Source organism: Shewanella gelidimarina (genome assembly GCF_023283945.1).
GTDB lineage: Bacteria > Pseudomonadota > Gammaproteobacteria > Enterobacterales > Shewanellaceae > Shewanella > Shewanella gelidimarina.
On the sequence record NZ_JAKIKW010000018.1, the window covers coordinates 97,931 to 119,478 of the forward strand.

12 protein-coding genes are annotated in these 21,548 nt (G+C 43.2%); 4 read left to right on the forward strand and 8 right to left on the reverse strand.

The features are described from left to right. Nucleotides 1–188 precede the first annotated feature (188 nt). Nucleotides 189–3,245, reverse strand: coding sequence for an AAA family ATPase (locus L2729_RS15315; protein WP_248989051.1), 3,057 nt, complete (start codon nt 3,243–3,245; stop codon nt 189–191). After that, complete coding sequence (locus L2729_RS15320) at nt 3,242–4,387, reverse strand: exonuclease SbcCD subunit D (protein ID WP_248989052.1); 1,146 nt, start codon at nt 4,385–4,387, stop codon at nt 3,242–3,244. Before L2729_RS15320 ends, L2729_RS15315 begins: the two co-directional genes overlap by 4 nt. Nucleotides 4,388–4,655: 268 nt before the next feature. On the opposite strand from L2729_RS15320, the gene L2729_RS15325 reads away from it, so the two are divergent. From L2729_RS15325 to L2729_RS15335, 3 genes are read left to right on the forward strand one after another with little or no spacing between them, the layout of a single operon-like run. Beyond that, nucleotides 4,656–5,195, forward strand: coding sequence for a PepSY domain-containing protein (locus tag L2729_RS15325; protein ID WP_248989053.1), 540 nt, complete (start codon nt 4,656–4,658; stop codon nt 5,193–5,195). A 47-nt stretch (nt 5,196–5,242) separates the two neighbouring features. Then, nucleotides 5,243–5,926 (forward strand): winged helix-turn-helix domain-containing protein, encoded by a 684-nt coding sequence (locus tag L2729_RS15330; protein WP_248989054.1) that lies wholly within the window; start codon nt 5,243–5,245, stop codon nt 5,924–5,926. After that, on the forward strand, nt 5,862–7,304 hold the full coding sequence (locus tag L2729_RS15335; RefSeq protein WP_248989055.1) for a sensor histidine kinase: 1,443 nt from the start codon (nt 5,862–5,864) through the stop codon (nt 7,302–7,304). Before L2729_RS15330 ends, L2729_RS15335 begins: the two co-directional genes overlap by 65 nt. Before the next feature lie 186 nt (nt 7,305–7,490). On the opposite strand, the gene lodB is transcribed toward L2729_RS15335, so the two are convergent. From lodB to L2729_RS15350, 3 genes are all read right to left on the reverse strand, one after another. Next, on the reverse strand, nt 7,491–8,621 hold the full coding sequence (gene lodB / locus L2729_RS15340) for a lysine-epsilon-oxidase maturase LodB (protein WP_248989056.1): 1,131 nt from the start codon (nt 8,619–8,621) through the stop codon (nt 7,491–7,493). Between the two features lie 73 nt (nt 8,622–8,694). Continuing rightward, complete coding sequence (gene lodA / locus L2729_RS15345; RefSeq protein WP_248989057.1) at nt 8,695–10,764, reverse strand: CTQ-dependent lysine 6-oxidase LodA; 2,070 nt, start codon at nt 10,762–10,764, stop codon at nt 8,695–8,697. A 459-nt stretch (nt 10,765–11,223) separates the two neighbouring features. After that, on the reverse strand, nt 11,224–12,693 hold the full coding sequence (locus L2729_RS15350; protein WP_248989058.1) for a DUF885 domain-containing protein: 1,470 nt from the start codon (nt 12,691–12,693) through the stop codon (nt 11,224–11,226). Between the two features lie 435 nt (nt 12,694–13,128). On the opposite strand from L2729_RS15350, the gene L2729_RS15355 reads away from it, so the two are divergent. Beyond that, the gene (locus L2729_RS15355; RefSeq protein ID WP_248989059.1) at nt 13,129–14,379 is read left to right on the forward strand and encodes a valine--pyruvate transaminase; all 1,251 of its coding nucleotides are present in this window, start codon (nt 13,129–13,131) and stop codon (nt 14,377–14,379) included. Between the two features lie 686 nt (nt 14,380–15,065). Here the strand turns inward: L2729_RS15355 and L2729_RS15360 are convergent. The 3 genes from L2729_RS15360 to L2729_RS15370 all read right to left on the reverse strand — a co-directional run bounded on the left by L2729_RS15360 (nt 15,066) and on the right by L2729_RS15370 (nt 21,353). Continuing rightward, nucleotides 15,066–17,105 (reverse strand): pentapeptide repeat-containing protein, encoded by a 2,040-nt coding sequence (locus L2729_RS15360; RefSeq protein ID WP_248989060.1) that lies wholly within the window; start codon nt 17,103–17,105, stop codon nt 15,066–15,068. A 1,084-nt stretch (nt 17,106–18,189) separates the two neighbouring features. Continuing rightward, nucleotides 18,190–19,866 carry an AMP-binding protein gene (locus L2729_RS15365; protein WP_248989061.1) on the reverse strand — a complete coding sequence of 559 codons (1,677 nt, stop codon included), beginning with the start codon at nt 19,864–19,866 and terminating at the stop codon, nt 18,190–18,192. A gap of 1,280 nt (nt 19,867–21,146) precedes the next feature. Further along, entirely contained in the window at nt 21,147–21,353 is a 207-nt protein-coding gene (locus L2729_RS15370; protein ID WP_101093623.1) for a hypothetical protein, read from the reverse strand. Between the last annotated feature and the right edge of the window lie 195 nt (nt 21,354–21,548).

The window sequence follows — 21,548 nt, forward strand, 5'->3', positions numbered from 1 at the left end:
AGATTGGTAACCGATAAAATGAGTCACATGGAGAGATTAGAAAACGCGCGCGTCGGTCTGATCCATTAGCTCACAAGATATCCGACAGTAACGCTAAAAAAGCAGCGTACCTTGCTTCATAAAACAAAAACGGCTTAAACAATCACGCTAAGCCGTTTATATCAGGACATTAAAAGTAACGGTATGTTCTACGGTAGCACGATGGAAATTTCGCTGCCGAGTACACTTTTATTGATATCGATTCGAGTACCGATCTGCTCTTTCATTTCCGACACATGGGAGATAACCCCTATCATGCGCCCAGCAGATTGAAGATCCATTAAGGTACGGATCGCTAAATCAAGCGAGTCTTGATCTAAACTGCCAAAGCCTTCGTCGATAAATAGGGTGTCGAGCTTAATGCCGCCCGCATACGCTTGCACGACATCGGATAAACCTAATGCCATAGCGAGTGCAGCCATAAAGCTCTCACCACCACTGAGCGTTGCCACAGGACGTACTTTTGAGGTGTAGGCATCTTCAACTTCAAGCTCAAGCCCTGAGGCTTTATTGCCTTTAGCCCGTTCCTCTTTGCGGATTAAGCGATATCGACCTTTACTCATCAATTGCAGTCGATGACTGGCCTCAAGCAACACATCATCGAGCAGTACACTCAGCACAAAGCGCTGTAAGCTCACCTTGTTACCCGTTTGACCATTAGCCACTTCGGACAATGTCCCTATGATGGCATACTCATCTTCGAGCTTCTTAGCGTTAGCATCAGCCTCTTTCAGCTGTTGCTGAGTTTGAGTCAGTTGAGTGACTCGACTCTGTACTTGCTGCCAGCTTTGCTCAGCTTGTTGTTGCTCTTTCTGAATGCTGGCTAAACTCAGCTCGCTCTCTGCCAGTTGTGGTTTGACTTGCCCTGCTAACTTATCGTTTATTTGAGTGAGCGTGGCTTGATTACCGATACAGTCCTGCTGATATTTGCCAATCTCATCGGTTAACGTCTGCAGCTCATCACTCGATAGCAAGGCATGGCTTAACGCTTGCTTGTCACTGAAACCTGATGTTGATAATTGTGAGTCCAGCTCGGCTTGAGCCTTATCTGCTTGCTCTTGTGCTTGAAGTAAGCTTGACTGAGCTGCGGTTAATGCCGCCGCTTTAGCCGCATCTTGCTCCAGCGCTTGGGTATGGGACTGACGGATGTGGTTTATCGTTTGTTGTAGCGTCGCTAACTGTTGCTTTACTTGGTTAATTGCGCCAGTGAGCGCTTGCAAACTACGGTACTGTTCAGGGATTGCTGCTAACGCTTGCTCTTGCTGACCTTGAACAGTCGCTACGCGGGTTTGCAACGCTTGAAAACGCTCTCGTTCAGCATCGAGTTGAGTTTGAAGCTCTCTCTCCTTCGATTGCCCGCTTTGTATTTTCTGCCGAAGCTTAATTAGCTCTTGAGCGGCAGTATTAGCTTGATGAACTTGCAGCTTTACTTGTTGAAGATGAGCTTGCAATGATTCAAGTGAATGAGAAACCCACTCACCCAGCTTTTGCTGATATTCATCCCTCAACTTCACTTGCTCCTGAAGTTGAGCTTTTAGGCCTTTATAATCGGCGATAGCTTGGCTCAGTGCATCTTTGGCGGTTTCACTCGTCAGTCTGCTTGACTCTAAATCATCTTCTGTCGGTAATCGCTGCTCACTTTGAGCAGGATTAGGATGCTCAGCACTGCCACACACTGGACAGGGTTGCCCAGGGTTGAGTTTTTGCGCCAATAGACTTGCTTGGCCACGGTGCCAGATCAGCTGAAGTTGATCATAAGCCTCCCCTTTAGCTTTGGCATCAAGACGACACTGCTTGCCTTTGTCTTCCGCCAGTTGCAACGCCTGATCGGTGTTTGCCGCATGGCCAGTCGCCACCTGCCACTGCTGGTAACGCTCAATCAATTCGCTTTGCGCCGTTAACGCTTGCTGGGAATCTACTTGCTGACTCGCAACGTGTTCTAACTGAGGCACCTGTTGCTCAGCTGCTTGCTTGTCTGCCAACAAAGCATCCAATGTAGCCTTACCTTTAATCCCGCTATGTTTAGCTTGATCACGTTCATTGGTTGCAAGACTCAGCGCTTTTTGTAAGCTCTCTAGCCCCTGCAGCTGTGGTACTAGCTGTGTCAGTTTTTGCTCGTCGTTCTGAACCTGTTGGCATTTAAGCTCCTGCTCAGTCAAAGTATCAAACTTGCTTTGACTGACAGTGAGCGCCTGCTCACTCGCCAGCTTAGTAGATTGACTTCGGCTAACAGCAGCTTGCGCTTGAGTCCGCTCGACTTCACGCGCTAATGCTCCCTCTAACACTGGCTTAAGTTGCAGTGCTTTTTGGCCATTATCGAGCTTAGATTGACGCTGAGCCATACTGTCTTTTTGCTCAGCTAATAATACTGCACTCTGTTGCAATTTATCTTGAGCATCGAAATCTTTAACCAGTAACTTAGCCGATTCAAACAGTTTATTGGCATTGATTAGGGCTAGCTTGGCCTTGTCTTTAGCCTCTGATGCTTGAGTCAGTTTTGGTGTCAGCTCTGTAAGTTCACTCGTTAATGCATCATCAGAATCAAGGACGATGTTATGTAAAATGCCATCACGCTTATTACGCTGGTCTCTGACTTCGGCCTTAATGGCTGAGGCCTGAAACTTTAATTTGTCTTCAATGCGGCGGTATATCTGTGTTTGAAACAGTTGGCTAAAAATTTTCTCTCTGTCTTTAGAATCTGCCATCAGCAGTTCACGGAACTTGCCCTGCGGCAATACCATCACTTGGCGAAACTGATCCGCATCCAGTCCGGTGAGCTGTTCAATCTCAGCGGTCGCTTCAGATACCTTGCTGGCCACCAGCAAATGCTCGGTGCCATCAGTATCGATGTGGTAAAGCTGCGCTTCCGGCTTTTGCACCGTGTAACCATCGCCACTTTTCTTCGCTCGCTGCTGCTCTGGGACGCGGCGAATGCGATATTGCTTGTCACCAAGCGCAAAGCTGAAAGTCACTTCGGTTAACAAGCTATCAGCGGCTAAATCACAGCGCATTTGGCTGCCCTCACGCTCATCGCCAGTGGTCTTGCCATAGAGTGCAAAACAGATGGCATCGAGCAAGGTGGTTTTACCCGCACCAGTGGGGCCATTGATCAAAAACAGTGGATTAGAGCCTAACGCTGAAAAATCGGTTGTTTGAACCGATGCAAATGGACCAAATGCTGACATCTCTAAAATAAGCGGTCTCATGATGTACGCTCCACTTTATGTAGCTCATCGATGGCTGTTGTCATCGCGTGTTGCTGCGCCTCTGTCATTGATTCACCGGACACTTGCGCAAAGAAATCACTAAACATATCCATCTCGCCTTTCTTGATATGGTCTCGGCTTAGCGCTACCTTGCCGTTATCGCGCATCAAGCCGGTACGCTCTAAATGCAGCACATTGGGATACACGCTTCTGAGCTTACCCATAGCATCTAAAATGGCGGTTTTATCACTCAACCTCACCATGAGGTAGTCTTCACGGTTAACATCTGTTTTACCTTGCTCGAGCAACTCAACGAGGTTGCCTTCAATAATCCGCACATCTCTCATGGCAGATAATGGCAGTAACTCAAAATCAGCTTTACCCTCAGCATCTAACTCAACCAAGGTCACTGACTTATTCTGGTGCTGCTCACTGAACGAATATTTCAGCATAGAGCCTGAATATCGGACATTTTCAGCGCCTTTATACTGTGGCCCATGCAGATGACCCAGCGCCGTATAGTTAAAGGGCATAAACAATTTTGGTGAAATTTTATCGGCGCCGCCAATACTCAGAGGGCGCTCTGATTCAGATTCACTGCCCCCATCAAGGAAACAGTGACTGATCACTACTTTGGGTAAACCTTGGCTGTCATGTTCATGCACTTGTTCAAGCAATTTATCCATCGCCTGCTCATGAGTGCTCACTTCGCAATCAAACACATGTCGTACGGTGGCAGGATCGGCATAGGGCAGACCATAAAACACCGCACTGCCCTGCTTGCCTTTAAGCTCGATTCTACTCACTTTGTTCGTCAACGGCCCAACGATATGCAGCCCACTGTCACTCATCTGCTTTGAGGCAAAGCCTAAACGTTCATGGCCATCATGGTTGCCTGCAATCATAATTACCGCGATTTTTAGTTCATTCACCAGACGATTAACCACTTCATTTAACAGCGCTATCGCGTTAGCTGGCGGAATGGAACGATCATAAATATCGCCAGCAACAATCACCGCATCGACATTATGCTCAATCGCCAGTTCAACAATCTGGTTTAACACGAAGCGCTGATCATCGAGCAGGCTCTGATTATGAAGCTGCCTGCCGATATGCCAGTCAGAGGTGTGGATAAATTTCATGCATTCTCGTTTAAAAATGAAGGAGATGAGAGAGAGTTCTATAGTAAGAAAACTATCGACGTTTCACAAGCGTGATAACCGTTGTAGCAAACACTTCTGCAGCTAAAGATATGTTAGTATTTTTGAGTTGAGCTCATTTAGTTGACCCCAGTGATACGCAGTTAATACGTCGTTCGAGGATTAACTTTTTGTAATGATTCATCCACGTTGATGAAAGGGACAACACGTACAATTCAGTTCTCAATAAACAACCCACTAGGATAATAAAATGAAATGTACTAAATTAATCTGTGCTGCACTGGCCTTCACATCACTCTCAGCATTTGCAGGCCAAGAAGACGACGCACTGGCAGCACTAGCATTGCAACGCGCTAATTACACATTAGAGCAGGCTATTGAAAAGGTAAGTACAGATTATGCTAAGCACATTGTCGAATTTGAAATTGATGATCATGATAATCAAGCAACCTATGATATTGAAGCTATCAATCTGGAAACAAAAGAAAAGCATGACATTGAATTAAGCCTTGCAGATGGCGCGGTGTTAAAACATAAGACCAAAAATAGCTTAAGCCGCTTAGATGATGATGACCTGTTAGCGTTACAAGAGTTACAAGCATCAAAATTTAACTTAGGCGCGACTATTGCCCAATTACAGCTAAAATATTCTGCTGATGTTTTTGAATTTGAATTAAAGAATAAAAAAGGCATTACTTTCTACAAGTTTAAGCTGATGGGTGAGCAAGGCCTTACTCGTGTCATTGTAGATGTAACAACGGGCAAAGTTATTCCGGTAATGAAGCACTAACTCAGTCAATATTTATAGGGGAGTAGCACTCCCCTAGGGAAACTTTTTTGCGAATTCTTGTTATTGAAGATAACCAGACGACTCGTCAATATTTACAAAAAGCCCTTCAAGAACAGGGCTATGAAATTGATCTAGCGGATAATGGCCAAGATGGTTTATTCTTAGCCCTTGAAGGCGACTACCAATTAATTTTACTTGACCGGATGCTGCCGAAGTTAGATGGCTTAACGGTATTAACCACATTAAGAAATGCTGGCAAGCAAACACCAGTTCTGATTTTAAGTGCCTTAGATAGCGTTTCTGAACGTGTAAAAGGGCTGCGTGAAGGCGGTGATGATTACCTCATCAAACCTTTTGCGCTTTCTGAACTACTCGTGCGTATAGAGATACTCATTCAGCGCAAAGGGACTCACAACGAAAAGCTAACCACCGTTTTACACGTTGCCGATCTAAAAATGGATCTGCTTTCTCATAAGGTGTTCCGAGGCTCAACTGAAATCTCCCTGCAGCCAAAAGAGTTTAAGCTGTTACGTTATTTGATGGAGCATAACGGACAAGTGGTATCTCGCTCATTACTGTTTGAAGCCGTTTGGGACTATCAATTTGATCCACAAACTAATGTTATTGATGTTCATATGGCAAGATTGCGTAAAAAGGTAGAATTTGATGGTCTTACCCCTTTACTGGAAACAGTACGTGGTGTCGGTTACAGAATGGTGGCACAGCGTTAAAACAGCCCACTCGGTGTGGCGTTTAACCCGTTTGTATACTGGCTTGTTATTATCGGTGGTAGCCATCCTACTGGTAGTATTGTACCAATTGAGTATTGGTCAAATGAACCGTCAGCAACAATTACAAATGGCTAATATTATTGCTCAGCAAACATCACTTGCTGAGCAATTAAGTCATGAGCAGTTTATTGAACAATTTGAACTGCAAGCTCAAAGTTCACGTCAATACATTCTAAGTTATCAAATAGAGCAAAAAAATTTTGGTAGGCTTAGCGCCCCCCCGACAGCGTTATCGCAATGCCCAACCTTATCGCGTTTTCCGATTTGGTTAGACCAATTTGATGAAATCAGACTCGTCTCTGGTTGCTCTCAGCCTTTGGCCTCTGGAACGCTAATTATTGCTGTCGACGATGAATCTTTGTATGAACTCAAAGGACAGTTTATTAGTGCGTCAGCAATTGCATTATTACTGGCCGTATTACTTGGCGTAATAACGGGGTTGGTTTTCTCAATGCGGGTATTAAAGCGCATTAACAACTTTAACCAAGTCGCCTTACGAGTTGAATCAGGCCAATTGAGCGCTCGAGTCGCAGTATCTGAACAAAATGATGAATATGATCATATGGCATTGCATATCAATACCATGCTCAATCAATTGCAGCACTCCTTTGAAACGATTTCCGGAATTACCGATGCTATAGCTCATGATTTACGCACGCCACTGAGTCACTTAAGGCAGCAAATTGAATCGGAAATGTTAAGTAAACAGCAACTAAATCACCCCAGTGAACAGCTACAATCGATGCTGGATAAGCTCGACGAAATATTGTTCACCTTTAGTGCCATGCTTGAGTTAACAAGGCTTCAGCAACAGAAAGAGAGCAACAGCCAACACTTTAAAGCCATTAATTTACAACAAGTCATTGTCGATGCAGTGGATTTAATTGAGCCGCTTGCAGAAGAGAAACAACAAATTGTCACTATAGGCGGCGCTGAGCAATTCTCTATTCAAGGTGATGCAACGCTGTTGTTCCGAGCCATATATAATCTGCTAGAAAACGCCAGTAAGTACGCAGGAAATAATGCACAAATCAACGTTCAGTTAACCCCCCGAGGTTTTACGGTTAGCGATAATGGTCCAGGAATTTGTGATCTCGAAAAAGAGAAAGTTTTTCAACGCCTATATCGAATTGAAAAGAGCCGTCAGGTTGCTGGCTTTGGATTAGGCTTAACCTTGGTAAAAGCGATTATTCAACTCCATAACGGAAAAATAGAATTACTGGATAATAAGCCTGGGTTAATCGTAAATGTTGAATTTATAAAGCCAAATAAAATAAAAATGGATGAAAGCATCGATCCGAATATAGCTGATGCTTAGCGTCAGCTAAAATATAGCGAGTCATTAGCTGCATAAGAAAGCTCTTGTCTGTTGACAACAGACAAAATGAATACTTCATAAATTCAGTCAAGGCTTAAAACGCAACTCACTAATTATGGGCGATGGATTCATTCCCCCATTATGATGATGGACATTGTTGAAGAAGCTAGACTGTACTTCCGATTGCTATGCACTCAATCTGCGTTGCCAAAACGGTGAACCCGCCCAACGTTTCTCTTTTGCGTAAAACATATTCCTTAGTGAAAGATAATCTTCAAAGTTGTTATAAATATCTTTTTGATACTGTTGGAGCAGCTTTGAAATCCTTTCATCTTTTTCTTTGAAACTTTGGCTCACTAAAACCGCAGCTTGTGCAGATGAGGTCATCGCAAAACCAAGACCCATAGATGATATTGGATCAAAAGAACATGCTGCATCACCGACAGAAACAAAATGTTTAATATGGTCAAATTGCGTTTGAGTACTGTTGGCTTTACGTACCCAAAGTTCAATATTGGCAGGGAGTTCGTTGCGCAAAAAATGCTTGGCATGGTTAGTTTCTTGCAAAGCTGATAACCACTGTTCAGGGCGGTTCATACGCAATGATGATAGCAGATCTGAATCCGAAAAAAACGTCACCACGGCATGTTGACCAGGCAATGCCGCAATGTACCACCAGCCATGCTTTGTGCTTTCTATCACTTGCTCTCTGGGCAAACGAGTATCGCCCTTGCAACGCACGAACGCACCAACGCCCGTGAGCTTATCGAGTGACTTACGCTGGCTTCCCACTTTATTGATTACGGTAGAGTTTCGACCTGATGCATCGATGATAAAACCTGTATTAAGAGTGATTTTTCCATGTTCTTTATGTTGAACGGTCACTTGCCACCCAGCTTCTTCTGAGAATGTCATATACTGTAATTTCGAACGCGGATATATGATACCTCCACGCCCTGCCACTGCGTCGATTAGCGTTAAATCGAATTGTTCACGGTCTACTTGATAGGTGCTCATATCTGCAGCAAAGATAGCATGCCGTTGTGTTGCGGTGTCACTCCCCCAAAATGCGATGGTACTTTGGGTTTCAGTAAAGCAATCTGCATTGAAACAATCTTTAGGGACTTGTAAATAGTCAAGTAGAGGAAATAAAGTCGAAGATACGCTTTCACCAACACGCAGTTTTTGTAAATCTGATTGTTCGATGATTGCGACACGTAAATCACTATGATTTAGTAAGGTTAGCGCTGCACTGGTTCCCGCGGGTCCAGCACCAATGATCAGAACGTCATATGAATGATTAATCTGTTGAGTCATGATGATTCTCTTTCGATTGATATAAGCATAGTTAGAAATGAGAAACACCTATTGGTGCTTCTCATTAACAGCATTAGCGTCTTTGTCGGGTACCGCTTCTGGGTAATGGCATTCCGCCATCTGGTTTTGGAATAGACTTGAATGCTCTTTTCTCTAATGCCTTTAACAGCTTATTTCCACGTGATGTAGACGCCATCTTTTGTAAGTCTTGCTTGATGTAGAAAACAGGAATAGTTGTTTCTTCATCCTGTTCGTTATGAGAAATAGTGCTGATAGGTACTTCCTCGAATTCGAACAGGTCGTTGTTCCGCTCTGTCTCTACAAAGTAAGGAAATTGCGTTGTTTGTGAATTAACGTTACGAATAAAAGCAAGTGCAGACCAGTGTTCTACCATTTGTCCGAAACTATTAATACCACGAGCATAGTTCATTTGCTGTCCAGCGGGTAAATGGCTTGCCGCTTGTCCTTCTGCAGTGACTTCTCCACTAAGAACATCCCATGGACTTTGTGGTGGCCACCAGTAGTTATAGTATGTTGGTGGTAAAGGCGTACCATCCAGTTTATTTACGTCAGGGTCCGTGAAATTCACATATTGAATCGTACAGTTAAAGAAATCGGCCTGCCACGGACACGCCATACGCTTAGTTAAATCGCCGGGTTCACAACCATCGGCAGCTGCACATTCATCACGTGAAGGCGACAAGCCTGTCGTATCGTATCCTTTAATACCTTTGTAATCTTTTATCACGTAAGGTTTCTCGTAAACGGCTTTATTTTGCAAACTCCACGTAACTTCAATGCCGGGGCACATTGGCAAACCAACACAGTTGCCCACCGCAGCCTGATCCTTCGGGTTTATACCAGGGAAGTTGGGACAATCATCAACCGCAAAGTTACCTTCAGCCCATTGTTTTAAAAAGAAATACTGTGTTTCGCTAAGTGTTAAGAACTTATCTATTATATTATTTTCTGCATTGCTTACAGAGTTACTACCTGAATTTAGTGGCATTGTCGGAAAAGAGCCTTCATTGCCTTCACTAAATAGAATCTGGTTCGTTTGCTCAGAGGGAGAAGCACCTGGAGTTGCTGGCTGTCGGAAGTAATTGAAATACGCCATGCGATTATTTTTATTTGCTACAGAGTTATCTTTAAAGTCAAAAATATTAGAGAAGAATGCCGACATAGATTGGACATTTGATACCCATTGATAACCACGAATACGCTCAATAATAGGCTGGATGTCTCGATAATAATTGACTTGATATGATATTTGAAACTCGCCATTTGCATAAAGCTCAGGCTGCAGATTCAGTTCTCGTACTGCCACATCGAGCATTGTATCGCTGAGATTTGAAATATTTACAATTTCAGGTGCAAAATCAGGAGAACCAACGATAACCCAAGCGGTCAAGATAATAGGTTCTGCTTGGTCTTTTAGTTTGACCGTACAATAAACTGGGCCATCAGAAATATCATCATGCCAAGTATCGGCTCCGCCATAACTCGTTAACTCTTCTGAACCTCCAGCATGACCAAAAGCACCAATAACAATCAATCGCCCTTTGTCATCGGTAACAAGATCGCCAAGTGTTTCAACTAACGTTCCGTAGAAAGTTTGGCCAGTTTTTGGCTTTTCAGGGAATTGTGCTGGATAATTTTCAGGTACTGTTTCCTCAGTAAATGCGATGGTTCTTTTATGGCTGCCACTTTCATCAACAATTAGTGTGCGTGGTCCGGGGTCGACAATGAGACTCTGCCTATTGTCACCGGTCACCTTTTTATTTCTCCAAGGTGTATCACGAACTTCGTAACTATTGTCTTCGTAAAGTAAGTTGCCTTGCAACTCGTTAAACTCATACCAAGCGGCTTTTTTATTCGCGAGGTGAACCGTCCATTCAAGTGATTCAACGTTAGTAGAATTAATGGTTAGTTCATCTCCTTGCTCATCGAAAATTTGAAATAACTGCCCTTGGCGCTTAACTTGGCCGGCATCATCCTTGAATGTTTTTACTGGACCTATTTTATTGCCGTATTCATCACATTCAAAAGGTAAGCCACCAATTTTGTCGGGGGCAAGATAGAATTCTTCTTCACTGTTACCTAGCCTTGCTACTCCGATTGCCGGAAAGATGGAATAACCCATAACATTCGCTCCTTGAAATTAAAAGTTAGTTTTGTGCAACGAAAGAACATTGATATTGCGTAACTATCGTGTTCCAAGTCCCTCATGGATCTTCGATGCTAGATAAGAGTAGTAAAAAAAACAGAAGTTGTTGGAAAATATTCTCTATCCCCCGCCCCTTAATAGCAACATTGGGTGACTCGTGCGGAAACTAGGTACAAATTAAATACATGCCCTTGCATGATGAGTTATTTACAGACTAACAACGCTCTATTTAGTTGCAGTAGCTTTATATGTATATATGCACTGCTAACACGCACGCCTGACCTACGAAACATCAATCCGTCTATTTTCGTTATAATACAAAGTTGTCCGATGTGATGGTGCCTGACCCATGAGCCTAATCGTTATTGTGAGACCAATGGCCGACTCTGCTCCCGAGTACAACCTTTAGTCATCAGACTCTACCGATTAAAAGCATCACTTAACCAATTGAATCCATAATCGTATATCGTCACGAACTTCGGACAGTGGGCGAACTCCGGCTTCCAAGATCACATCATGAAATGCAGCAATATTAAAATCATTGCCTAAAAGCTCTCGAGCTCGCTTTCGTTCAGATAGAATCATATCCGCCCCCAACATATAGCTCAGAGATTGACCCGGCATCGCAATATAACGGTCAACTTCGATTTCAATCTCCTGACGTGACATAACCGTATTGTCCATCATGAAATTTATTGCATCCGTACGCGACCAGCCACGCAATTGCAGTCCAGGTTCAACAATAAGACGACTCGCAGCCCAAAGGTGCTTAGCAATCATGCCTTGACGATCATACGTTGAGGAGTAAAGGTTCATTTCATCCGCTAAATACTCCCCATAGAGTGCCCACCCTTCAAGAATACCGGCATTATATCCCTTCGATGGAGCCTTTCGAGGATATGTCACCCATAGATGATGCCCAGGGATGCCTTCATGAAAAGCGATCACCTCCGCCATAAGACGTCGTTCATTTGGCCGTGATGTATTAATGATGTATTTGGCTGGTGAGTTTTCCTGAGCTTTAGCGTAATAACCTGCAGGTGCAGAATCTTGCAGGTACTTGGGCATTTCACTCACAATAAATTTCTGCGTTATTTTCTTTGAAAATGACAATTGGGTTCTACTTTGTGCCCGCGTTAAAGCCATCTCAGAAATAGAGACTAATTCATTGGCGCTAGTGTTGTTATCTTCAGTGGATGTACGCAGACCTTTAAGCATGCTCTTTATCGTATCGCCCTTTTGACCTGTTGCAAGCAGTTGCTGGCGAGATTCATGGAGTAACCGTTGACCAACATCTTCGATATCTTTTTGGGAAAGATTCAAAGTCGTCCACCATGACACCGCTGACAAAAAACAGTCAGTCTCACCGTTGAATTTGGATAGACTCGGATCATTGCTTGTTGCTGGAAGATATTCTTTTTTAAGAAATTGATTAAAATCCGACACTGAAGGTACGATATTATGGCTGATCAAAGTGTTCCACTGGGCCGCATTATTATCTGTGGAGGATTCGAACGTGTACTTAGAATTTTTCATAGTGAGGTCAGACAACAGATCGTGAACTTGTTGTTGCACTCGAACAACTACCGCATGCGGAGCGGTTTCTTTAGAGCCTATACCTAATCTCAGCGTTTCTATCGCTAATGTTATTGCTGCGGGGACTTGGGACCAACTAATAATGGCCTCTTTTGCGGCTTCAGGTCCCGCGACGACTGTGCTTTGCCACTGCCTAGGCCACTTGACTTGCCAACCAATCACCTGATTAAGATGACGTAAATCAGTATTACAATTTCTAAGCGATTGCGCAGCAAAGCCACTATCCGCAACAAGTTGCTGACCATGCACATTGCTACAAAAAATCATAGGTGCAACCAGAAAACCGATCAAAGATCCTTTTACTTTCATACTCACTCCTTGAATGATAAACCTGCGGATATTTATACTATCGAGGTTTATATATTTTGCAGGCAAAATTTCAAAAACTAATGATACCTTTGCTTAATATTGTCACTTAATAAAACACATCTTCCGTGTAAACAATAACACTCTAAATGAGTATAACTAGCGGTGACTTTAACGAAAAATGTAAGGGATTAATTAAGGCCATATGCTAGCTAAACCGTCCTCATATCCATAAAATAGCCATCAGCCTTAGGGTACATGGTTCACTTTGACCGAACTCGAACGCAGCGTAACTGAACAAAAAAATTACGATTTATCTAACAAAACATGATGTGTTCCAAATTAGTCACTAAAAAATTAAATAATCAGTGCGTTTGTCGCTGAATATTGTTACTACAGGCACCCTTAGCTATTTTGGTATTCCCAAGTGTAGGTGTCATGCAGTATTCAAAGTTTGGTGAAAAATTTAATCGTAACTCCGGCATTAATCAATTGATGAATGATCTCAATGAAGGGCTTCGCACACCCGGCGCCATTATGTTGGGGGGTGGCAACCCTGCGACTATTCCGGCTATGCAGGATTACTTTCACCAAGCAGCAAGCGAGATGCTAGCAAATGGCGAACTGGTCGCGGCATTAGGTAACTATGATGGGCCGCAAGGTAAAGACACATTTTTAAAAGCCTTGGCTAACTTGTTACGAGACACTTACGGCTGGGAGATCAGCGAAAAAAATATCAGCCTGACCAATGGTAGCCAGAGTGCCTTCTTCTACCTGTTTAACCTGCTTGCAGGCAAGCAAGTTGATGGCAGCCATAAGAAAATTCTGTTGCCATTGGCCCCTGAATATATCGGTTACAGTGATGCAGGGCTTGATGACGATATATTTGTCTCTTATCGACCCGAAATCGAGATGCTAGGTAATCGCATGTTTAAGTACCATGTGGATTTTGAGCAGTTAGAAGTCGACAGTTCTGTGGCCGCCATATGTGTTTCTCGTCCCACCAATCCCACCGGTAATGTACTGACTGATAATGAAATATCCAAGTTAGACATCTTAGCGCGCGAAAAGGGCATTCCCCTTATCATCGATAACGCGTATGGCACCCCGTTTCCAAATATCATCTTCGAAGAGGTGACCCCATTTTGGAACAGCAACACCATACTCTGTATGAGTCTGTCTAAGCTGGGATTACCCGGCGTACGTTGTGGCATCGTTATCGCGAGTGAAGAGATCACTCAGGCGTTAACGAACCTGAACGGCATCATCAGCCTTGCCCCTGGAGGATTTGGGCCCGCCATCGCCAAGCACATGATTGAGTCGGGTGATCTATTGAGCTTAAGTGAAACGGTGATTAAGCCTTTCTACCAACAAAAATCAGAATTTGCCGTCTCGCTATTGCAACAATCGATCACTGATAGCAGATTTAAAATCCATAAACCTGAGGGCGCAATGTTCCTTTGGCTTTGGTTCGACGAGTTACCGATCACCACCATGGAACTCTATGACCGATTAAAGGCTCGCGGGGTATTGATTGTACCCGGAGAGTACTTTTTCTTCGGACAGAAAGAAGACTGGGATCACGCCCATCAGTGTTTGCGAATGAACTATGTGCAGGATGAAGCCAAGATGCGCGATGGCATCGCTATCATTGCACAAGAGGTCACCAAGGCTTACAGCAACGGTTAATTCAGTCGGTATTTTTCAAGTTTAGGGTAGTGCTTTTCAAGATAGTGGGATAACAAGGTAGTTGGATAACCAGTTTCAAATACCTTATCCATGAGTCTAATAAGACTGTGACTTAATTCGATTATTGAACGATGCCAACACCTCTGTGACACGGCAAATTAACGTAGCCTTGTCTCAGAAGGTCACGGCCGTGTTTACATCCGCATGTTTGACGATTAGATTCGAATGTTGCTGTTAATCACTTGTTTTAGGACATACCTCAGTAAACTCACTTTTGGTATTAGGGAAAGTATGGCAATCGGATATGCGATAACACCCATTTAGGGGGCTGATAATTGTTTGCTAAAATGTGCAGCGAAGCGAAACCGAGCAAACTGTTAGTAGTCCCGCTTTAAATTCTTGTTAGCTATACATTTAACCAAGCCAATTTTTAACTGGTTTAACCCACTCTGAAAGAGTAGTGTTTTTCTTAGTTTGAAGCTGTTTATAAATCCCTTATAAAATCTACTGTTGTAGGATTTTTGTGGTTGTCCATCATTGTTTGCTACAGATAGTCACCATTTAGTAGCAGAAGAAGATGAATAATAAACAGATACAGGCACTTATTAAAACAGCTGAGCTAACACGTAAAGCTAGCTGGCTGAGAACAGCAAAAACACCCCGTTCTCAGCTTGTTTTATCTGTGATTAACAGCCCTTTGGAAATATCCAAACTTCAACAGCTCCATTTTTACTTCCAAAGTCATCACCTGATGCTCCAGGAGTTGAAGGTGCAGTCTCTTTAGTGGGAGCACTATTACAGGTGGTAGCAGGGATGATGGACCAGCTTCCGCCCCCTGCTCCAGGTGCATCATCACCTGCACCACCTCCACCATAGCCACCACCACCACCGCCACCGCCAGCACCGCTAAAGCTATCATCTGCATTGCCGCCCCGGCCGTCTGAATCGACCTCAGGATCGCCATTAACCCATTCACTATTAGCGCCTAAAAAACCTTGCCCGCCTTGACCACCAATGCCGTCTTTGCCGCCATCGGCGCCACTTCCTCCATCCCCCCATTCATCCGTGCTGCCACCATCGGCTCCACTGTCAAAGCCTTGTCCTACACCAATCGTTCCCTGACCTATGATCGATGAGGCGGCAACGCCACCATCAGCGCCATCGGTGCCATCGTTAATCCATCCAGATGAGTCGCCGCCACCACCACCGCCAGCAATAAGTATGACATCGTCTTCAAGTGAAGCGGGGCTACTTTCTGCAATAATAACCAGTGTAGAGGAGCCTCCGTCACCATAGATATTACTTAGAGTGCCATTTTCACCGATGAAGAAATTGAATGAAGTTTGCCCATAACTGTCTAGGAAATAAGATAGAGTCGTGACTGTCGATGCAAACCCAGCCTCACCTCCATCGCCACCAGAGGTCCAGAGCCCACCACTAGAACCTATGCCACCTTCTCCCCCCCAGGCTAAAATGGCCATGGGAGTGTCGTTGTCCAGAGTGGTATCAAAGGATGAGCTAACCTGGCTAAAGATATCAACAAGATTGACAGACGTGACCAGCTCTGAAGTGTCAATTGCTTCGCAGCTCGTTATTGGCGTGCCACCATCAACACCACCATACTCGATGGTACAAACTTCCTTATCAACGGCTGGCAGTAAACATTTATAAACGGTGTTGCCATCATCTGTAACATCCTGCTTAACAGAATCGCACGGATCTGACTCGCCACCCCCTGTTGAATTACAAAAGCCAACAGAGGTGATATCGCAAATACCTCCGTCGGTCCAAGTCGCACCAACAAGGTTAGCGTTATCAAAATCTGTATCCGTGACAGTCGCATTATCAAGGTCCGCTGGGGATAATTGCGCGCTGGAAAAATAAGCACCACTTAGATTGGTGTCACTGAGATCAGCATAAGTCATTTCCGAACCACGAAAGTCACCCTTGCTCATATCGGCGCCACTAAAGTTGGTTCCGGTGAGCGTTGATTCGAAAAGGTCCACATTGGTTAATATGGCATCACTTAAATCTGCGCCGGAAAGATCAGCAAATGTGAGTGTTGCATTATCCAAGTCTGCGCCTGACAAATCGCAATTCTTGCAGGCGTTAGTGGAAATAAGCGTACTCACATTATCATCTGTAGTATCAGCATGAGCAGAGCTTATCAGGACATTGCCGATGTTTCTCAGTAGCCTGGAAAAAGTGGAATAGTTAGTGCTATTTATTTCAGACAGCGAACCACTATCAAGCTTTGTCATTAAGAAGGTTAGATCTGTGCTATCAACATGCTCACCGTGGGTCAGTACCAGCTGATATTCCCCAGCTGGTATTATTGCCGATACGCACTCATCATTGGCTGTAATGCTAAGCACTTCTTCGCCACTACTATTGTTAAGCGCCATAGAGTGATTTGAATTGCTGTTACCATCTTCATAGCAAAATGTATGATTGAGGGTACGCGAATATTGGTAAGGTATGAGGTCAGTACCTGATTCGCCGTTGGAGTCATCCTCTACAGTTGCCGAGGATGGCTCAAGAAATACAGCAACGACACCCTGTTCAGGGTTGGCACGTAAGCGACTATTATTCGCAAAGTCCTTTTCGAGTAAAAAATCTGATTGTATTTCCGTATCATCGTTGCTATTACAAGCTGTCACGAAGATGAGAGAAAATATTAACGCCAACACGTTAAAGTTGCTGCGGTAATCATTGATAGTCTGCACGTTATTTTCCTTATAATGGAACAGATTTTTCTGAAGTTGTAATAATGGGCTATCCTAAGCCTCTGGGCGCGCAGGGCGTCATTATCCTTATGATGGTGAATCAGAGTGTCGTTTTAGTCAACCCATCATGAGAATAAGTAACCGATTGCATTTCGTGTCCTAGCTTGATGTATTCACAAGCATCTATGATCTAGCCCCTAAGCTTCATCAACGCTATCAAGCGTGGGCATTAAACCAGTGAGTATAGGTAGAATAAATATCCTTTTTCTTAACAGCCGAATTCATATACTAAGGCGGACTTACTCTGGGATGAAATTTGGCTTGCATTTGTATACACGCCTTGCGCTTATCACGTTAGACCAGTCAGCGCGTATATCAATATGTAATTATTTTGTGGACGTTTTTAACTCACATGCTCAAAACAGCCGCTGGCAAAACCAGAATGGCGAGCTAACTTGCCTCGTATCTCCTGCAAACCGAGCAAGCACACTATTTAGCCTCTTGAATTCACTCTCTTTTATATTTTGACTCAATAGTAAACCAAGAACTGATTAGGCATGATTTTAAGGACATTCGTAGAACTTCTAATAATACAGTGTAAAAACACAAGTAATGGCTAACTTAAAAGTTATCGCTGAACAGAGTATTTTGCCTTTCAGTTGGTGAGAAAAAGTATTGCGAAGCGGTTAATACTAAATTTGAGGAAAGGTTGCCGCAAGTACGTCCATGTAAGCTCAACGATGGCACCTGACCTCCAAGGAGGGAGAAAATGCCAAATTCTGTAGGCAACAGAATTGGCCATGCTATCAAAGGCCGCAGCCCCATCTACACTGGGTTAGAAAAGCACAACGCTCCAGCTCAAAACAGAAATCTCCCCCCCCCCCCCCCAACTTCTTAGGCAACAAATAACACCATTTCCCCGCTGGAAATTTTCGCTTTCAGACAATTTCGCCGAGGCGCCACGATCTTGGTCAAGCGTAGCTTGATAAACCTGAAGAATGATTAACCAACTTTGGAGAATATGCCATTAACGATGAGTGGCACTATTTACTACTGGTTATCCTTAGGACGTCAGCAATCGCTCCTAAGAATCTCGCAATTCTCGACGTAAGATCTTGCCAACATTTGATTTTGGCAATTCATCTCTAAATTCGATTATCCTTGGGTTTTTATAACCGGTAAGATATTTTCTACAATGTTTTTTTATTTCATCAACGGTCACATTACCTTTGCGTACAATAAATAATTTAACTTTTTCTCCTGTGGCGTCATCAGGAATGCCAATGGCCGCAGCTTCGATGATGTGAGGGTGAAGTGTTGCAACTTCTTCAATTTCAGTTGGAAAAACATTAAATCCCGACACTAGAATCATATCTTTTTTACGGTCTTCAATATAAAAAATCCCATCGTCATCCATTCTTCCTATATCACCAGAGCTTAACCAACCTCCTGCATGCATTACAGTCTTGGTTTCGGCTTCTTGTTGCCAATAGCCTTTCATCACTTGGGGCCCTCTAATTTGAATTTCACCAATTTGGTTCGGACCTAAAGGTTCATTATCATCATTAACGATACGGAGTTCAGTGCTGGGTAACGGGACACCAATTGAAGAAATAAATGATTGTTGTTGATGAGTACCTGCCGCGACTACAGGGGAACATTCAGTTAAGCCATAACCCTCTATGACGGGCATACCAGTGAGATCTTGCCAACGGTCAGCAATATGTTTCTGCGTCGGCATTCCACCTGCAATAGTAAAACGAGCATGACTAAAATCTAATTTTTGAAAACCCGCATGATTGTTTAGACCATTAAAAAGTGTATTTAATCCAAAAACCATTGTGAATGGATATTTACTTAAATCTGCTACGAAACCATCTATATCTCTTGGGTTGGTAATGAGTAAATTAGTTGCACCGAGAAAGAGCATAAACATCATGCTCACTGAGTTGGCAAAAATATGATAAAGCGGAAGTGGCGTTACTGCATATTCCTTATCATATAAGGTTCTTGGGCTAAAATGAGCATGAACCTGTAGAACGTTAGAAATAATATTACTATGAGTAAGCATTGCCCCTTTCGCAGGACCCGTCGTTCCACCTGTATATTGGAGGTATGCTAAATCATCTACTTTTATTTGGGGATCAATAAAGGGAAGTTTTTTGCCTTCGGTTAACGCTCTACGCAATGAAATAGCGTCGGGAATATGATATTTAGGCACTATTTTTTTGACATGTTTGATAAGGAAGTTAACCAATGTACGCTTATGAATAGCTAACTCATCGCCGATTTTGGTTAAAATAACATGCTTAATGTTAGTCTCATGCAGTATTTGCTGCAGGTTATTACCAAAATTTGTGACAGCAACAATAGCACTGGACCCTGAGTCTCGTAATTGATGTTTTAACTCTCGAGGGGTATAAAGTGGATTAACATTTACAATAATGAGTCCTGCTTTTAATGCACCTAAAATAGTGATGGGATATTGCAATAAATTAGGCATCATCAAGGCGATTCGTTCGCCTTTTTTCATTTTTAGTTCAGATTGTAGATAAGCAGCAAAAGCGTTACTTTTACTTTCAAGATCTTGATAGGATAAGCTATGTCCCATATTAATATAGGCTGATTTTTTAGCATGTGCACTAAAAGACTCTTTAAACAAATCATTGATATTGTTATACATACTTGAATCTATTGTTGTGGGCACATCCTCTGGATATTGTTTTAACCACGGTTTATCATTTGTCATTATAGCCATCATTAATGTTGTTGTTTAAACATCACTATTGTAAATTAATTTACCTAATTAGTATAAAAATAATAGGCTGAATTCAATGGATTAACGATTGTTATAGGGGGTTGGCAGTCGCTAATATCTCGGAGTGTGACTCGTCCCTGCTTTTATCGCTTTTCCGCTTCACTCTAACTTTCTTTAACATGAAAAAAGCATTCAGCTACTGCATTATCATGACAGTTTCTACTGTGGCACATGCTTGCATCAGGGTTTGTAGCTAAGGAAAGCTTCGTCAGTTGGGAAAAGATAAATGACTACTGCACCGATAAATGAAACCGCTATATCGTAAAGGGGCAAAAGTGACTTAGCTTCAAACAAAGTGGTTCCAATGACCTGCGGTCGGCGCATGGGCAGACGCAACTGAGACTCGCTGCAACTCTTTATAAAAGAAAGGGTCCATGTAAGCTCAACGATGGCATCTGACCTCCATGGACGGAGGAAATGCCAAATTCTGTAGGGAACAGAATTGGCCATGCCATCGAAGGCCTCAGCCGCATATATGGGTTATAAAGAGCAAACATTTGGCTCTTTCGTTAGAAATAAGAACTCAGAAAATAAACACACAAACAAATTCACAGAAAATACGACTTCCCCATCGGAGTTGCCGAAGTACGTTGAAGACTCCTTATAAACCAAAGTCCATAATGCCCACACGGTCTTTCCCGTGCATCCATGCACTTCAAGACATTCAGGCATCCTGTTTATCAGATGAGGGCATAGCTTTCGCGGGACAGGCCGTTCCTTGGCATCTGACCCATATGGATATGGGAAATGTCTATATGATGTAGGGAACGTCATTGGCCATGCCATCACGGCATTCGTAAATCCATATACATCAGATGTTCCATCGGAAGCGTTAGGTTATTTCGAATAAGTACGAGGAAGACAACTTCGTCGGGGCGGCACGGGTGATCCAAGAGAGGATTGCTGTTGATCCCCTTTTGGCCATGTGTGAGCTGGAAGCTCCCGACCTTAGTCAATCGAAGCTTGATAGCTGCTTATCTAGACTAACGACCTACTAACCAACTTTGGGGCATAGTGAGCTAGCCTCACACCAGAGTAGTTCCAATGACCTGCGGTAAGCACATCTACAGAGGCTCGCTGCGAGTAAGTACTTCCTCACTAACGAAGAACACCAACTCCCTATTTTAAGTTTTCGAAGTACATTGAAATAAGTAGCCTAAGTCCAACTTAGTCTACGACTGTAGACAGCCTATTCGGATTAGTTATGTACCTTAGCTAAAAGTTTATATTCTAATAAAATACGGAATTGCCACTAAAATCACCCCGACAATAAGCAACATCGTCACACTAGACATAAAGTACGGGAATACAAAAAGCGATAAACCTATACATAATGGCACTATCGCTTTTTGCCTGCGGCCATACATAAAATAGCCCATGCCAATACTGCCAAACAAAACACTCCAAACCATTATTGATGCACTATCCATTGAGGTATCACCTGTTTGATGTTGATTGCCACATAACATACTGCAAATAAGTGAATCGAGTACTAGGGGCCATGTTAAGTCAACCTGAAGTGGCATAGTTAATTTGGCCATCTAGTTAGAGGTTGATATTATGGCCTCGTTATTATTTAGGTGATCGTATGACTAAACGTATAAAACGTAATTTTACCCCCGAAT

Bases quoted from the DNA above. Each gene is read 5' to 3' on its own strand.
- L2729_RS15315 (WP_248989051.1), bottom strand. From the start codon at position 3,245: ATGAGACCGCTTATTTTAGAGATGTCAGCATTTGGTCCATTTGCATCG.
- L2729_RS15365 (WP_248989061.1), bottom strand. From the start codon at position 19,866: ATGATGGCTATAATGACAAATGATAAACCGTGGTTAAAACAATATCCA.
- lodB (WP_248989056.1), bottom strand. From the start codon at position 8,621: ATGACTCAACAGATTAATCATTCATATGACGTTCTGATCATTGGTGCT.
- L2729_RS15325 (WP_248989053.1), top strand. From the start codon at position 4,656: ATGAAATGTACTAAATTAATCTGTGCTGCACTGGCCTTCACATCACTC.
- L2729_RS15335 (WP_248989055.1), top strand. From the start codon at position 5,862: ATGGTCTTACCCCTTTACTGGAAACAGTACGTGGTGTCGGTTACAGAA.
- L2729_RS15350 (WP_248989058.1), bottom strand. From the start codon at position 12,693: ATGAAAGTAAAAGGATCTTTGATCGGTTTTCTGGTTGCACCTATGATT.
- lodA (WP_248989057.1), bottom strand. From the start codon at position 10,764: ATGGGTTATTCCATCTTTCCGGCAATCGGAGTAGCAAGGCTAGGTAAC.
- L2729_RS15320 (WP_248989052.1), bottom strand. From the start codon at position 4,387: ATGAAATTTATCCACACCTCTGACTGGCATATCGGCAGGCAGCTTCAT.
- L2729_RS15355 (WP_248989059.1), top strand. From the start codon at position 13,129: ATGCAGTATTCAAAGTTTGGTGAAAAATTTAATCGTAACTCCGGCATT.
- L2729_RS15370 (WP_101093623.1), bottom strand. From the start codon at position 21,353: ATGGATAGTGCATCAATAATGGTTTGGAGTGTTTTGTTTGGCAGTATT.